This is a genomic window from Amycolatopsis sp. NPDC114504, assembly GCF_055633595.1.
Genome location: NZ_JBVKDU010000001.1, coordinates 2,380,819 through 2,393,278 on the forward strand (window position 1 = coordinate 2,380,819; position 12,460 = coordinate 2,393,278).

General features: G+C 73.0%; 13 protein-coding genes. 5 read left to right on the plus strand and 8 right to left on the minus strand.

The window, feature by feature from the left end; translation table 11 throughout:
* Nucleotides 1–3 precede the first annotated feature (3 nt).
* The 3 genes from ACZ7PG_RS11210 to ACZ7PG_RS11220 form a co-directional block, all read right to left on the minus strand.
* Entirely contained in the window at nucleotides 4–1,350 is a 1,347-nt protein-coding gene (locus ACZ7PG_RS11210) for an SdrD B-like domain-containing protein (RefSeq protein ID WP_470238910.1), read from the minus strand.
* 93 nt (nucleotides 1,351–1,443) lie between these two features.
* Nucleotides 1,444–2,643 carry a cytochrome P450 family protein gene (locus tag ACZ7PG_RS11215; RefSeq protein WP_470238911.1) on the minus strand — a complete coding sequence of 400 codons (1,200 nt, stop codon included), beginning with the start codon at nucleotides 2,641–2,643 and terminating at the stop codon, nucleotides 1,444–1,446.
* Between the two features lie 22 nt (nucleotides 2,644–2,665).
* Nucleotides 2,666–3,067 carry an SRPBCC family protein gene (locus ACZ7PG_RS11220; protein WP_470239043.1) on the minus strand — a complete coding sequence of 134 codons (402 nt, stop codon included), beginning with the start codon at nucleotides 3,065–3,067 and terminating at the stop codon, nucleotides 2,666–2,668.
* A 76-nt stretch (nucleotides 3,068–3,143) separates the two neighbouring features.
* On the opposite strand from ACZ7PG_RS11220, the gene ACZ7PG_RS11225 reads away from it, so the two are divergent.
* A complete protein-coding gene (locus ACZ7PG_RS11225; RefSeq protein ID WP_470238912.1) occupies nucleotides 3,144–3,767 on the plus strand; it encodes a nucleoside/nucleotide kinase family protein in 624 nt (207 codons plus the stop codon).
* Here ACZ7PG_RS11225 and ACZ7PG_RS11230 read toward each other — a convergent pair.
* From ACZ7PG_RS11230 to ACZ7PG_RS11245, 4 genes are all read right to left on the minus strand, one after another.
* Nucleotides 3,764–4,921, minus strand: coding sequence for a glycosyltransferase family 4 protein (locus ACZ7PG_RS11230; RefSeq protein ID WP_470238913.1), 1,158 nt, complete (start codon nucleotides 4,919–4,921; stop codon nucleotides 3,764–3,766). The two genes, ACZ7PG_RS11225 and ACZ7PG_RS11230, sit on opposite strands and share 4 nt — an antisense overlap.
* 71 nt (nucleotides 4,922–4,992) lie before the next feature.
* A complete protein-coding gene (locus ACZ7PG_RS11235; protein ID WP_470238914.1) occupies nucleotides 4,993–6,045 on the minus strand; it encodes a C40 family peptidase in 1,053 nt (350 codons plus the stop codon).
* A 428-nt stretch (nucleotides 6,046–6,473) separates the two neighbouring features.
* Nucleotides 6,474–6,731 carry a hypothetical protein gene (locus ACZ7PG_RS11240; protein ID WP_470238915.1) on the minus strand — a complete coding sequence of 86 codons (258 nt, stop codon included), beginning with the start codon at nucleotides 6,729–6,731 and terminating at the stop codon, nucleotides 6,474–6,476.
* 80 nt (nucleotides 6,732–6,811) lie between these two features.
* Complete coding sequence (locus tag ACZ7PG_RS11245; protein ID WP_470238916.1) at nucleotides 6,812–8,233, minus strand: NYN domain-containing protein; 1,422 nt, start codon at nucleotides 8,231–8,233, stop codon at nucleotides 6,812–6,814.
* A gap of 127 nt (nucleotides 8,234–8,360) precedes the next feature.
* Here ACZ7PG_RS11245 and ACZ7PG_RS11250 point away from each other — a divergent pair, with 127 nt between their 5' ends.
* Entirely contained in the window at nucleotides 8,361–10,064 is a 1,704-nt protein-coding gene (locus ACZ7PG_RS11250) for a DEDD exonuclease domain-containing protein (protein WP_470238917.1), read from the plus strand.
* Between the two features lie 156 nt (nucleotides 10,065–10,220).
* Here ACZ7PG_RS11250 and ACZ7PG_RS11255 read toward each other — a convergent pair whose 3' ends face one another.
* A complete protein-coding gene (locus tag ACZ7PG_RS11255) occupies nucleotides 10,221–11,126 on the minus strand; it encodes a MerR family transcriptional regulator (RefSeq protein WP_470238918.1) in 906 nt (301 codons plus the stop codon).
* Between the two features lie 44 nt (nucleotides 11,127–11,170).
* Between ACZ7PG_RS11255 and ACZ7PG_RS11260 the strand changes: the two genes are divergently transcribed.
* The 3 genes from ACZ7PG_RS11260 to ACZ7PG_RS11270 are packed head-to-tail and all read left to right on the plus strand — an operon-like array spanning nucleotide 11,171 to nucleotide 12,419.
* On the plus strand, nucleotides 11,171–11,908 hold the full coding sequence (locus ACZ7PG_RS11260) for a maleylpyruvate isomerase family mycothiol-dependent enzyme (protein ID WP_470238919.1): 738 nt from the start codon (nucleotides 11,171–11,173) through the stop codon (nucleotides 11,906–11,908).
* 41 nt (nucleotides 11,909–11,949) lie between these two features.
* Entirely contained in the window at nucleotides 11,950–12,231 is a 282-nt protein-coding gene (locus tag ACZ7PG_RS11265; RefSeq protein WP_155541919.1) for an Lrp/AsnC family transcriptional regulator, read from the plus strand.
* On the plus strand, nucleotides 12,228–12,419 hold the full coding sequence (locus tag ACZ7PG_RS11270) for a YdeI/OmpD-associated family protein (protein ID WP_470238920.1): 192 nt from the start codon (nucleotides 12,228–12,230) through the stop codon (nucleotides 12,417–12,419). Before ACZ7PG_RS11265 ends, ACZ7PG_RS11270 begins: the two co-directional genes overlap by 4 nt.
* The last annotated feature ends 41 nt before the right edge of the window (nucleotides 12,420–12,460 follow it).

Consider the following 12,460-nt stretch of genomic DNA (forward strand, 5'->3'; position numbering starts at 1 on the left):
GGCTCAGGCCGCGCGCCTCGTGAACACCCATCCGTTGCCGTTCAGGGGCGCCGCCACGACGTACACCGGCGCCGCCCCGTCGAGCACCCACGGCCCGCGCACCGACAGCTCGTAGCGCCCCGCGGGACCGGTGAAGGTGAGGCTGCCGTCGGCACCCGTCGTCGCGGTGAGCACCCGGTGCGTGTCGACGTCGGTGGCCTTGACCGGCTGCCCGGCCAGGCCGTCACCGGTTTCCGTGACGATCCGGCCGGTGCTCGTCCCGGTCCGCCCGGTCACCTTCGCCGTGTCCCGGCCCTTCGGTTCGCCGCTGTACTTCTCGTAGTTGCCGAAGTCGCAGTACTGCTCGAGGAACCCCCAGCTCCCCGAGACGTCGCGAACCGTGCCGGGCACCCGGAACACGCGGGTCTCCCCCGGCCGGATCGTGGCTCCGGCACCGAAGTAGTCCAGCTCGCCCCAGCCGGCCGAGGTGATGTCGAGGTCGCGGCCGTAGCCGATGCCGTCACAGGCGCCGTAAAGGCCCGAAATGACCCGCGAGCCGGTGTTCACCAGCTTCACCGTCATGACCGCGGGGTCACCCGCGTGGTAGGTCTCCTTGTCCAGCGAGAGCTTCGCGCGCAGCGTCTCGGACAACGGGCGCACGGCCGGCAGCGGCACGTCGACCACGGGTACGGAGCCGTCGACACGGACGGTCCGCCCTCCGCCGAGCGGCAGCCAGCCGTCGGGCGCGCTCGAGAGGTAGAGGTCGTAACTGCCGGGCGGCAGGTCCGGGAAGGAGAACCGGCCGTCGGCGCCGGTCGTCCGGGTCTCGTGCACGTTGTAGCCGTTCAGCTCGACGTGCGCTCCGGCGAGTTCCTCGCCGGGGTCGGCGACACCGTCCTGGTCGGCGTCCCCGAACACCTGACCGCCGATGGCGCTGCGGCCCTCGGCGCGCACCACGGGCACGGCCACGTCGGCGACCGCGAGGAGCGGGCTGTCGCCGGACCGCACCGCCAAGCGCAGTGCGGAATCGCCGTTCGCGACGCCGCCGAGGTGGCCCTTGAGCAGGTAGTCCCGCGACTCCCCGGGCGCGAAGTTCGCGCCGAGCCCGTCGGGCCCCAGGTCGCCCCAGCCCTCTTCCACGCCGAACACCGTGCCGCCCAGCACGACCGAATAGCCGCGGGCGTAGTACACCCCGGTGTCGCCGGCGTTGGTGACCGTGTACTTGACGGTCACCTGGTCACCGGGCAGGTACGGCCCGCCTTCGACCACCGCCGTGCCGCGCAGGTCGACCCCGGCCGCGGCCGCCGGGACCGCCCAGCCCACGACCGCCACGACCACGGCGAGCACCATCGCGAAAAATCTGGTTCTCAAGGTGACTCCCCCTCACCCGGCCCGCACCTCTCGTGCGGGCTTCGGCGCTTTCACGCGCGAGGGAGCCTCTCGGCCGATAACGAGTGATACGCGTCACAAGCGGACGGGCAGGGCCTCCAGGCCGTGCACCAGCGAGCTGTACCGGTAGACCAGCTCGTCCGGCTTCGCGTCCAGCGCGAGGTCCGGGAACCGCGCCAGCAGGCCGGCCAGCGCGATCTCGGCCTCCAGGCGGGCCAAGGGCGCGCCCACGCAGTAGTGGATGCCGTGCCCGAAGGCCAGGTGCCCGCCCGCCGCCCGCGTGACGTCGAGACGGTCCGCGTCCGGGAACCGCTCGTCGTCGCGGTTCGCGCCCAGCAGCGAGATCAGCACGAACTCGCCCGCCGGGATCGTCACCTCGCCCACCTCGACCGCCTCGTCGGTGAACCGCAGCGTGGCCAGGTGGATCGGGCCGTCGAAGCGCAGGAACTCCTCGACCGCACCCGGCATCAGCGACGGGTCGGCGCGCAGCAGCGCCAGCTGCTCCGGCTCCCGCAGCAGCGCCAGGACGCTGTTGGCGATCAGGTTGACCGTGGTCTCGTGGCCGGCGACCAGCAGCAGGAACGCCATCGCGATGAGCTCGTCCTGCGACAGCGAGTCGCCGTCGTCGCTCGCGTGGACCAGGTCCGACAGCAGGTCTTCGGCCGGCTCGGCGCGCTTCTGCTCGACCAGGCCGGTGAGGTAGGTGAGCATGCTCTGCGCCGCGTGCTGCGCGTCTTCCGGCGTCGACGAGCTCAGCAGCGTCTTCGACCAGGCGGAGAACTCGTTGCGGTCCTCCGGCGCGACGCCCAGCAGCTCGCAGATCACCGTGATGGGCAGCGGCGCGGCGAACGCCGGCAGCAGGTCGACGCGCTCCTGCCCGGCCAGCGCGTCGAGCAGCTCGGTGGTGATCTCCTCGATCCGCGGCCGCAGCCGGGCCACCGTCCGCCCGGTGAACGCCTTGTTGACCAGTTTGCGCAGCCGCGAGTGGTCCGGCGGGTCGGTGTTGAGCATGTGGCGCCCGAGCGCTTCGCCGAAGCCGCCCTGGTTCGTCGCCCCGGCCGGGAGCTTCGCCTCGAACAGCTCGTACGCGCGCCGGTTGTCCTTGTGCAGCCGGGAATCCGCCAGCAGAGCCCGTGCCAGTGCGAAATCCGTGACGACGTAGCAGTCCAGCCCACGCGGCATCCGGACCCGGCGCACCGGCCCGCCCGCCCGCAGCATCGCCGCGAACAGGTGCGCGTCCTGCGCGAAGTCTTCGGCCACTTCCAAAGTCGTCATACCCGCCCCCATGCAGTCAGCCTCAGCGCTCGGCGAGTGCCGCCACCACGCGCTCGGTCACGTCCTGCCAGTATGCCCGCTGTTCCTCGCGTTCCTCCGCGTCCGAAAGCCATTCCTGGTGGAACCGCAGCGTGGTCTTGGCGCCCGAGCCGCTCAGGCGGACCTGGACCGTCGAGTCGTGGTCCCAGTCGCTCGGCCGCCACGTCAGCCGCACCCGGTCGTTGTCGACGTAGGCGCGGATCTCCCCGACCGTGCCGTTCGCCGTCTCGTACTCCGCGCCCTTCACCCGGGGCAGCTCGACCCCGGGGCCGAGCCAGATGGCGACGCCTTCGCGGCTGACCAGGAAGTCCCACACCGTTTCCGCCGCGTACGGCAAGGTCCGGGAAACCCCGATGTTCCACCCCACATCGGCCGTCTTCCCCATTGAAGAAGTCATGTCCCCATCCTCCCACCGGGGTACGACAAAACCCGGCCCCGGCCCGGGTGCAGGATCGTCACCTGTGCGCTACCGCCCGATTTCCCCCGCCGTGCTGGCCGAAGAACTGACCGAACGCATCGACGCGCTCACCGGGCGCCGACGGATCGCGGTCGCGGTCGACGGCGCGGCGGGTGCGACGGAAACCACAGAGCTCGCCGACGCGCTGGCCGGCCCGCTGCGCCTGCGCGGCCGCGCGGCCCTGCGCGTCTCGGCGCACGACTTCCTGCGGCCCGCGTCCCTGCGCTTCGAGCACGGCCGCACCAACCCCGACGCGCGCTACACCGGCTGGCTCGACCTCGGCGCCCTCCGTCGCGAGGTCCTCGACCCGCTGGGGGAAACCGGGTCCGGCGAGGTCCTGCCGTCGCTGTGGGACGCCGAGCGCGACCGCGCGACCCGCGCCGAGCGCGTGCCGGTCCCCGAAGGCGGGGTCGTGCTCCTCGACGGCGAACTGCTGCTGGGCGCCGGCCTGGCCTTCGACCTGGCCGTGCACCTGTGGCTCTCCCCCGCCGCCCTGCGCCGCCGCGTGCCGGACGCCTGGGCGGTCCCGGCCTACGAGCGGTACGAAGAAGAAGTCGATCCGGGCTCGCTCGCCGACGTCGTCGTGCGCGTCGACGATCCGCGGCACCCGGCCCTGCGCACGCCTTAGCGGACGACGGAGACGGGGTCGCCGTCCAGCAGCCCCGACAGCCGCCCGGCCATGGCGTCCCAGCGCCAGTTCTCGGTCACCCAGGCCCGCCCGGCCTGGCCCATCCGGCGGGCGCGCACGGGGTCCGCGAGCAGGCTGGACAGGGTGTCGGCCAGCTGGCCGGCGTCCCGGCCCTCGACGACGTGCCCGGTGACCTCGTCGAGCACCGTCTCGGGCGCGCCGCCGGAGTTGCCCGCGACCACCGGCAGGCCGGTCGCCGAGGCCTCCAGGTAGACGATGCCGAGCCCTTCGACGTCGAGGCCCTTCCCGCGGGTGCGGGCCGGCATGGCGAAGACGTCGCCCGCGGCGTAGTGCGCGGGCAGCTCGGCCCACGGCACGGACCCGGTGAGCACGACGTCGCGCCCGAGACCCAGTTCGGCGACGAGCCCGGTCAGCGTCTTGCGGTACGGGCCGCCGCCGACGATCAGCAGCGCCGCGTCCGGCACGCGCTCGCGGATCTTCGGCAGCGCGCGGATCAGCTGGTCCTGGCCCTTGCGCGGGACGAGCCGGGACACGCAGACGATCGTCGGGCGGTCGGCCAGGCCGTGCCGCGCGCGGATTTCCGCGCGGCCGGCGGGGTCCGGTTTGTACAGCTCGGTGTCCACTCCGGACGGCAGCAGCTCCAGCCCGGCCATCGCGCCGAAGGCGGCGGCGAACCGGCCGCGGGTGTAGCGGCTGACGTAGGTGACGACGTCGGCGGTGTCGCCGATGCGCCGCAGGGCCTGCCGCGAGCCCGGCAGCATGGACCAGCCGACCTCGTGGCCGTGCGTGGACGCCACGATGCGGCGCGCGCCGGCCTGGCGCAGCGAATGCCCCAGCAGCGCGAGCGGCGCGGCGGCACCGAACCAGACGGCTTCGCAGTCCCGCGCCCGCATGATCTGCTTCGCGCGGCGAAGGACGTCGGGCGTCGGCAGCATCAGCGACGTCGGGTGCCGGACGACCTCGAACGGCGCCTCGGCGTCGAACTCCTCGTGCGACCCCGTCCGCGACTCCCACGACGGCGCGTAGACGACCAGGTCGTCCGCCGGCAGCCGGGTGGCGAGGGAGTTCAGGTAGTTCTGGATCCCCCCGGGCCGGGGCGGGAAGTCGTTGGTCACGAGCAGGGTCTTGAGCACGTCCCAGAGGCTAGCGCGACGAAGGGGCGGCACCGCGTGTGCGGTACCGCCCCTTCACGAGCTGCCCGGGGTCACGACGTCGGGCGTCGCGCTCCCGCGTACTGGCTCTGCAGCGGCGAGATCTTCACGACGTCACCGGTGTCGGGCGCGTGGACCATCTTGCCGTCGCCGATGTACATGCCGACGTGCGAAACGGGCGAGTAGTAGAACACGAGGTCGCCCGGCTGGAGCTGGTCCCTCGGCACCGCGGCGCCGAAGGTGGACTGCTCGCGGCTCGACCGCGGCAGCGTGATGCCGGCCTGCTTGTAGGCCCACAGCATCAGGCCGGAGCAGTCGAACGTGCTCGGCCCGGTGGCGCCCCAGACGTACGCGCTGCCCCGCTTGCCCAGCGCCGCGTCCAGCGCGGTCTGGGCGGCCGCGGTGGGCGCCTTGAGTCCGGTGGGCGAGCCGCCCTTGTCGCCCTGGGCGGCCTTGTCGACCGCGCTCAGGCTCTTGTTGGCCGCCTTGAGCTGGTCGATCTGGTCGTTCAGCGACTTCTGCTTGCCCCGGATGTCATCGGTCAGCTTCGCCGCCGCGTCACGCGCGTCTGTCGCACGCTTCGCCGCGTCGGAAGCCTTGTTCGTGGCATCGGTGGCCTGCTGGACGGCGCCGGTCAGGTTGCCCATCGCGCCGTTCTTCTCGGTCGCGATGACTTCCAGCGCCGAGGAGCGGTCGAGGAAGTCCTGAGTGGACGTCCCGGCCAGCAGTGCCGACAGCTTGTTCAGCTGGACGCCGCTGGTGAACGACGCGCCGGCGAACTTGTCGACCTGGGTCTGGTACTTCTTCTGGTTCTCGGCCGCCGAAGCGGCCTGGTCCTTCGCCGCGTTGACATCCGCGGTGGCCTTGTCGAGCTCACCCTGCTTGGCCTTCAGGTCGTCCTGGGCCTTGAGCAGGTCTTCGTTGAGCTTCTCGGCCTGGGCCGCGAGGTCGCGGTACTTGGCGAGGGCGTCCGAACCGGTGGGGGGAGCCTGGAGGACGGGGATGGGGGCGGCGGTGGCCGACGGCTGCGCCACGGTGACGAGGGTGATCACCGAAGCCGCGGCGAGGGCACCTGAAACCACGCGCCTGAGGGAATGCGACTGCACGGTCGCGCGGGTCTCCTTTGCGTCTCGGCCGCCGACGGGGACCGGGGCACGAAGAGGTCGGGGGTGTTCCTCTTCGCCGCTGTCCCACACCGCGTGCGAGCCGTCTTCTGCTGCAACAACTTCGGCACGCGGTGGTGGTTCCGGTTCCCAGCTTCCCGACAAAGCTGCGTCCGGCGGCGATCCCGTGTCGCCGCCCTTATCGACGGCCAGGGGCCACGAGATCTCGGACAGGTTACGAAAAGACCGCCACCGCGTCCACCACCCGGGGGGCAAAAACTCTCCGTAGTGCCGCTAAACACCATCGGACCAGCATCGAAGAAAAGTTGTGATGGGCGTTACACGCTGGGGTTTCTTCCGACCTCGATTCGGCTACCTACCGTTCACCTGACCCGATCGACCACTCGGCGCGCCGACACGAAACGGGCCCGTCAGGCCGTGTGCGGGAGCGGTCCTTCGACCAGCCGCAGCCGGGGCATCATCCCCGCGTCGGCGAACGCGTCGAGGGCCCGCCGCTCGTCGGCGTCCCACACGACGGCGGGTGGCGCGCCCAGCAGGACGCTCACGACGCAGTCGTGGCAGGAAATGCCGCGGACGACACAGCGGTCGCAGTCGACCACCACGGTTTCGATGTCCGCAACCGAAATGTGCGAGACGTCCACTTCGGACAGCTCGGGGATGTCGTTCATGTGCTCCTCCTCACGCCGGGACTGACTACCGGGACTTGCTGAGGAGGACGGTAGGCGACACCACCGACAATTTCCGTCGGTCAGACCCGCGAGAGGCGGCTGACCAGTACCGCGGACGGCGTCGGGTGCGCCCCGCCGCCCCGCACGGAGTCCGCCACGGCGCGGTCGGACGTCGCCACGACCATGGGCCGGCCCGCGGGCTCGGCCGCGACCAGGTTGCGGATCACGTCGTCGGCGAGCACCCCGCGGTCGGAGAACAGCACCCGCACCCCGCGGGGCACCGAAGCCGGGACCGACAGCACGCCCGCGCCGTCGAACACGACCGTCACCTCGGCCGAGGTGCGCGCGGCCAGCGCGGACAGCTGGTGGATCAGCCGGTCGCGCTGGTCGGCCAGCGCGAGCTCGGGATAGCCGGTCTTGGTGACGTTGTAGCCGTCGACGATCAGGTGCACGTTCGGCAGCGCCAGGTAGCGGTCCAACGTGGACACGTCGGCGATCTTGCCGCCCTGGCCGGAGCCGGTGCTGGCGCCGCGGACCATGTCGGCGGGCCGCGCGCCGCGGGCGCCGAGGGCGAGCTCGCGGCGCAGGCCGGTGACCGCACCGTCGATGGTGTCGATGAGCAGCGCCAGCCGCACTTCGTCGGCCTCACGGGCCTCGCGGGCGGACTGGCGGGCGATTTCGGCGTCGCCCACCGCGCGTTCGGCGCGGGCGCGTTCGGTGGCGACGCGCTGGCGTTCGCGCCCGAGCTGGGCGGTCAGGGCGGCGATCTCCTCGACGCGGGCGGCGGACCCGCGCGCCGTCTCCGCCGACGCCGCTTCGGCCGCGTCCTTGGCCTGACGGAGCTGGACGCCTTGCTCGCGAAGGCGCTTCAAGAGCTTCTCGACTTCGCCCTCGCGCTCGCCTCGCACGCTTTCGGCGGCCTTCTTGGCCTCGGCGAGCTCGACGCGCACTTGCATGAGCTCGGCTTCGAGGCGCTGGCTGCGGGCCAGCGCGGCGTCGCGTTCGGCGCGCAGGGCGTTTTCCTCGGCGTTCTTGGCGACGAGCCGGACGCGCCCGGCGGCACCGGACTCACCGAGCAGCACGGCGGCGGCCGCCGCGGCGACCGAGTCGGCGGCGTTGGGGTCGAGCGCGTCGGTGCGGTGCTCGCGCAGCCATTCGATGACGGCGGTCCGGAACTGGGCCGACTCGCCGAGCGCGGCGAGCAGGGCGGCACCGCCGAGCCTGGCCCGCTTGGCTGGGGCGAACTTGGCGACGGGCCGCAGGTGGCGGGGCACATCCGTGGCGGGCAGCTTCGCGACGGCGGCCGCCGAGAGCTCGGCGATCCGGTCGCGGACGGGCTCCGGCAGCGCCGGCCAGGTGGCCGGATCGGGCCGCTCGTCCTGGTCGGCGGACCCCTCGGCCGGGTCGCCGGCCCGGCCCTCGACCTGCTCCGGCCGCGACGCGACACCCGAGGGACCGGCGGGGTCCTCGGGCTGCTCCGGCACGAGCGGCTGCGGGTGCATTGGTCCAGGGTAGGCCCCGGCCCCCCATCACGCGCCGCGCGGCACACGGACCGGGCACGGTCGGAAACCGACAGTGCCCTTCGGGACGCTCCCGAAATTGTCGGTGGTCGCCTCTAAGGTCCCGCACATGAGTTCGATCCAGGCCCAGCTCGCGTTCGACGAGCTCGGAACTCCCTTGCGGGACACGACTTTCGTGGTGTTCGACCTCGAAACGACCGGGGCCGCGCCGGGGCCGTCGGGGATCACCGAGGTCGGCGCGGTGAAGGTCCGCTCGGGCGAGGTGCTGGGCGAGTTCGCGACGCTGGTGAACCCCGGGATGGCGATCCCGCCGCAGATCGTGTCGCTGACGGGCATCACGCAGGCGATGGTCTACGACGCCCCGCCGATCGAGGAGGTGCTGCCGGCGTTCCTGGAGTTCATCGGCGGCTCGGTGCTGGTGGCGCACAACTCGGGGTTCGACACGTCCCACATGCGCGCGGCGTGCGAAGGCCACGGGTACGTCTGGCCGAAGCTGACGGTCGTCTGCACGGTCCGGCTGGCCCGGCGGGTGGTGCCGCGCGACGAGGTGGGCCGGTACAACCTGACGGCGCTGGCCATGCTGTTCGGCGCGCGGACCCGGCCGACGCACCGCGCGCTCGACGACGCGCGCGCGACGGTCGACGTGCTGCACGGGCTGCTGGAGCGCGTCGGCAACCTGGGCGTCCATTCGCTCGAGGAGCTGATGGGGTACCTGCCCGAGGTCACGGTGGCGCAGCGGGCGAAGCGGCACCTGGCGGCGGACCTGCCGTCGGCGCCGGGCGTCTACCTCTTCCGGGGGCCGAAGGAGGAGGTCCTGTACGTCGGCACGGCGAAGGACCTGCGGCGGCGCGTGCGGACGTACTTCACGGGTTCGGAGAACCGGAGCCGGATCCGCGAGATGGTCGCCCTGGCCGAGCGCGTCGACCACGTGGTGTGCTCGCACGCGCTGGAGGCGGAGGTGCGCGAGCTGCGGCTGATCGCGGCGCACCGGCCCGCGTACAACCGGCGGTCGAAGAACCGGCACCAGGGCTGGTGGGTCGGGCTGACGGAGGAGGCGTTCCCGCGGCTGTCGGTGGTCCGGCTGCCGCGGCCGGGGGTGCTGGGCCCGTTCCGCAACCAGGCGGACGCGAAGGCGACGGCGGACACGCTGGCCGGGGCCTCGGGGCTGCGGACGTGCACCCAGCGGATCTCGCCCCGCACGGCGAACGGGACCCCGTGCGTACTGGCGGAGCTGGGGCGCTGCGGAGCGCCGTGCGCGGGGCGGCAGAGCGTGGAGGCGTACGTCCCGGCGGTGGAGTCGGTGTCGGGGCTGATCGCGGGCCTGGATGGCCGTCCCCTGCACGTGGCGGCGGCCCAGGTGGAGCGGCTGGCGGAGGGCAGGCACTACGAGCAGGCGGCCCGCCACCGCGACGAGCTGGCGGGCCTGATCCGAGCACTGGGAAGGGCCCACCGCCAGACGGCGCTGGCGTCGATAGCGGAGCTGATCGCGGCGGCCCCGGACGGCAACGGAGGCTGGGAGCTGTCGGTGATCCGCTACGGCCGCCTGGCCTCGGCGGGAGTGGCCCGGCGCGGGGTGCCACCGATGCCGGTGGTGGAGGCCCTGGTGGCTTCGGCGGAGACGGTGCTCCCCGACCCGGGACCGTTGAGCGGCGCACCACCGGAGGAGGTGGGGGTGCTGCTGCGCTGGCTGGCCCGGCCGGGGGTCCGGCTGGTGCGGACGACGAGGCCGTGGGCAGAGCCGGCCGCGGTGGCGGGCTGGCTGGGCTGGCTGGACCTGGTCTCGACGGCACATTCCCTGGAGCACGTGGGCTGAGGAGAACCGGCTCGGCGCGCGGGGCGGGCTCCGCCCTGTGGCTGAGGGTCGCCGGTCGGCTTTGGCGGGCTGAAGGGCACCGTGGCGATCCAGGCAAGAGCCGAGCCCGACCCACGCGAACCGAGCGGCAGGCCCGCCGAAACGAACCGACCGCGCTCAGGCGACCGAGCGGTCCAGAGCGTCCAGCAGCCACGTGTGCGTGACCCCCATCGGCGCCGGCTCCCCCGTGACCTCTCCCGCCAACTGCCAATACCGCCGCACCCGCGCATCCCGATCAGGCGCCGTCCGGAGGTTCAACGCCCGGCGGAACGAAGGCGTGTCCCCCGCCCCCACCGCCGCCGCGTGGGCCGCCACGAAGCGGTCCAACGCCTCCCCCGGCTCCGGCGCCGCCCCCGAAGCCACCGCCGGGAACGCCAGCGAGCACGCCTCCGCCACCGAAGCGTGCAGCTCACCCAGGTCCGTCACCCGCTCGTGGCCGGTCAGCGTGCTCGCCCGGACGTGGGCGGCCAGTGTCCGGTCGGCCGCCAGCACCACCAGGGACGCATACGCCACCACCTGCCCCGTCGACGGCTGCTCCGGCGGCCGCGGTGCGCTGATGTCCAGGAACATGCGTGCCGTGTCCGGGGGGATCGGGCCCGTCGTCATCGGGTGCCACAAGCGGACCAGCGCCTCGTGCGCCGCGAACCCGTCCCCTACCGCCGTCAGCAGCTCCAGCCGGGCCGCGCGGTCGGCCGGTGCCGACTCCTCCACCGCGCGCAGCACCGAACGCCGCCACGCCAGCGTCGCCACCTCACGATCCAGCGCCGCACGCTCGCAAGCCACCGCCTCGTCCAGCGACCGGGCGCCGGTCAGGACGTCGGTGATCGACCGGAGCCCCAGTCCTAGCCCGCGCAGCCGCCGGACCAGGTTCAGGCGCTCGACCGTCGCCCGGTCGAACCGGCGGTGGCCGCCGACGCTGCGGGCGGGCTCCAGCAGCCCCTCGTCGCAGTAGAAGCGGATCGTGCGGACGGGCACCCCCGTCCGCCGGGCGAGGTCGCCGATCCCGAGTGTGTCTTCGGTCACCTTCGGTCGAACCTCCAGCCGGGTGGAATTCCTACGGTACGGCCATGGACACCCCCAGCCTCGCCGAGGCACTGCACGCCCGCACCGCCGCGTTCGCGGAGACCGTCACCGGCGCCGACCCCGACGCCCGCGTCCCGACCTGCCCGGACTGGCCGCTGCGGGTGCTCGTCGGCCACATCGGCCAGGCGCACCGCTGGTCCGCCGACGTCGTCCGGTCCGGGCCGTCGCCGGTCCCCGACCCGGTCGACGCCGACCCCGGCGCCCCCGCGGCCTGGGCCGACTGGCTCCGCCAGGGCGCCGACGACCTCGCCAAGACGGTCCTCGACGCGGGTGAGACGCCGGTCTGGACGTTCTTCGGTCCGCAACCGGCGAGGTTCTGGCTGCGCCGGATGCTCCACGACACGACGATCCACCACGCCGACGCGGCGCTCGCCACCGGAACGACCGTCGAAATCGCCCCTGACCTCGCGGCCGACGCGATCAGCGAGTGGCTGGAAATGCTGTCCAACCCGGTCACCGCGAGCCTCCGGCCGGACTTCGCCGAGCTGTGCGGCACCGGCCAGACCCTGCAGCTCCGGCCCGGACAGGGCCCGGGCTGGCTGGTCACCCGCGAACCCGGCGGCGTCCGGTGGGCCCGGGAGACGGCCACCGCGGACGTCACCCTCGCCGGCCCCGTCCAGGACCTGCTGCTCGTCCTCACCCGGCGCCGGCCCGCCGCAGACGTCACCATCACCGGTGACCGCGCGCTGGCTGACCATTGGCTGGCGCACAGCGCGGCCTAGGATCGCGGGCGACCCCCGCAGACGAGTCTTGGAGGACCCAGGTGATCACCGCGATCGTGTTGATCCAGGTTGAGGCGGACGCGATCCCGGACGCGGCGCAGGCGATCGCCGACATCGACGGCGTCGGCGAGGTCTACTCGTGCGCCGGGGACGTCGACCTCATCGCCACCGTCCAGGTGTCCGCGCACGAGGAGCTGGCCGACCTCATCCCCGGCCGGATCGGGAAGGTGCCGGGGGTGCTCGACACCGTCACGCACATCGCGTTCCGGTCGTACTCCCGCGCCGACACCGAGCAGGCCTTCGCGATCGGCGCCGAAGATTGAGCGACCTCCCCGAAGAGCTGTCCGACGCCCTGGCCGGGGCGCCGGACGCGAAGGCCGCGTTCGAGGCCCTGCCGCCCTCACACCGGCGCGAATACGTCCAGTGGGTGGCGGAGGCCAAGAAGCCCGAGACACGCGTCTCACGGGCCCAGAAGACCGTCACACGGCTTCGCGGTGGCGACAAAGCCTGACAACGACGAAGGCCACCTCCCGCGGGAGGTGGCCTTCGTCG

Bases quoted from the DNA above. Each gene is read 5' to 3' on its own strand.
- ACZ7PG_RS11215 (WP_470238911.1), bottom strand. From the start codon at position 2,643: ATGACGACTTTGGAAGTGGCCGAAGACTTCGCGCAGGACGCGCACCTG.
- ACZ7PG_RS11220 (WP_470239043.1), bottom strand. From the start codon at position 3,067: ATGGGGAAGACGGCCGATGTGGGGTGGAACATCGGGGTTTCCCGGACC.
- ACZ7PG_RS11240 (WP_470238915.1), bottom strand. From the start codon at position 6,731: ATGAACGACATCCCCGAGCTGTCCGAAGTGGACGTCTCGCACATTTCG.
- ACZ7PG_RS11245 (WP_470238916.1), bottom strand. From the start codon at position 8,233: ATGCACCCGCAGCCGCTCGTGCCGGAGCAGCCCGAGGACCCCGCCGGT.
- ACZ7PG_RS11250 (WP_470238917.1), top strand. From the start codon at position 8,361: ATGAGTTCGATCCAGGCCCAGCTCGCGTTCGACGAGCTCGGAACTCCC.
- ACZ7PG_RS11260 (WP_470238919.1), top strand. From the start codon at position 11,171: ATGGACACCCCCAGCCTCGCCGAGGCACTGCACGCCCGCACCGCCGCG.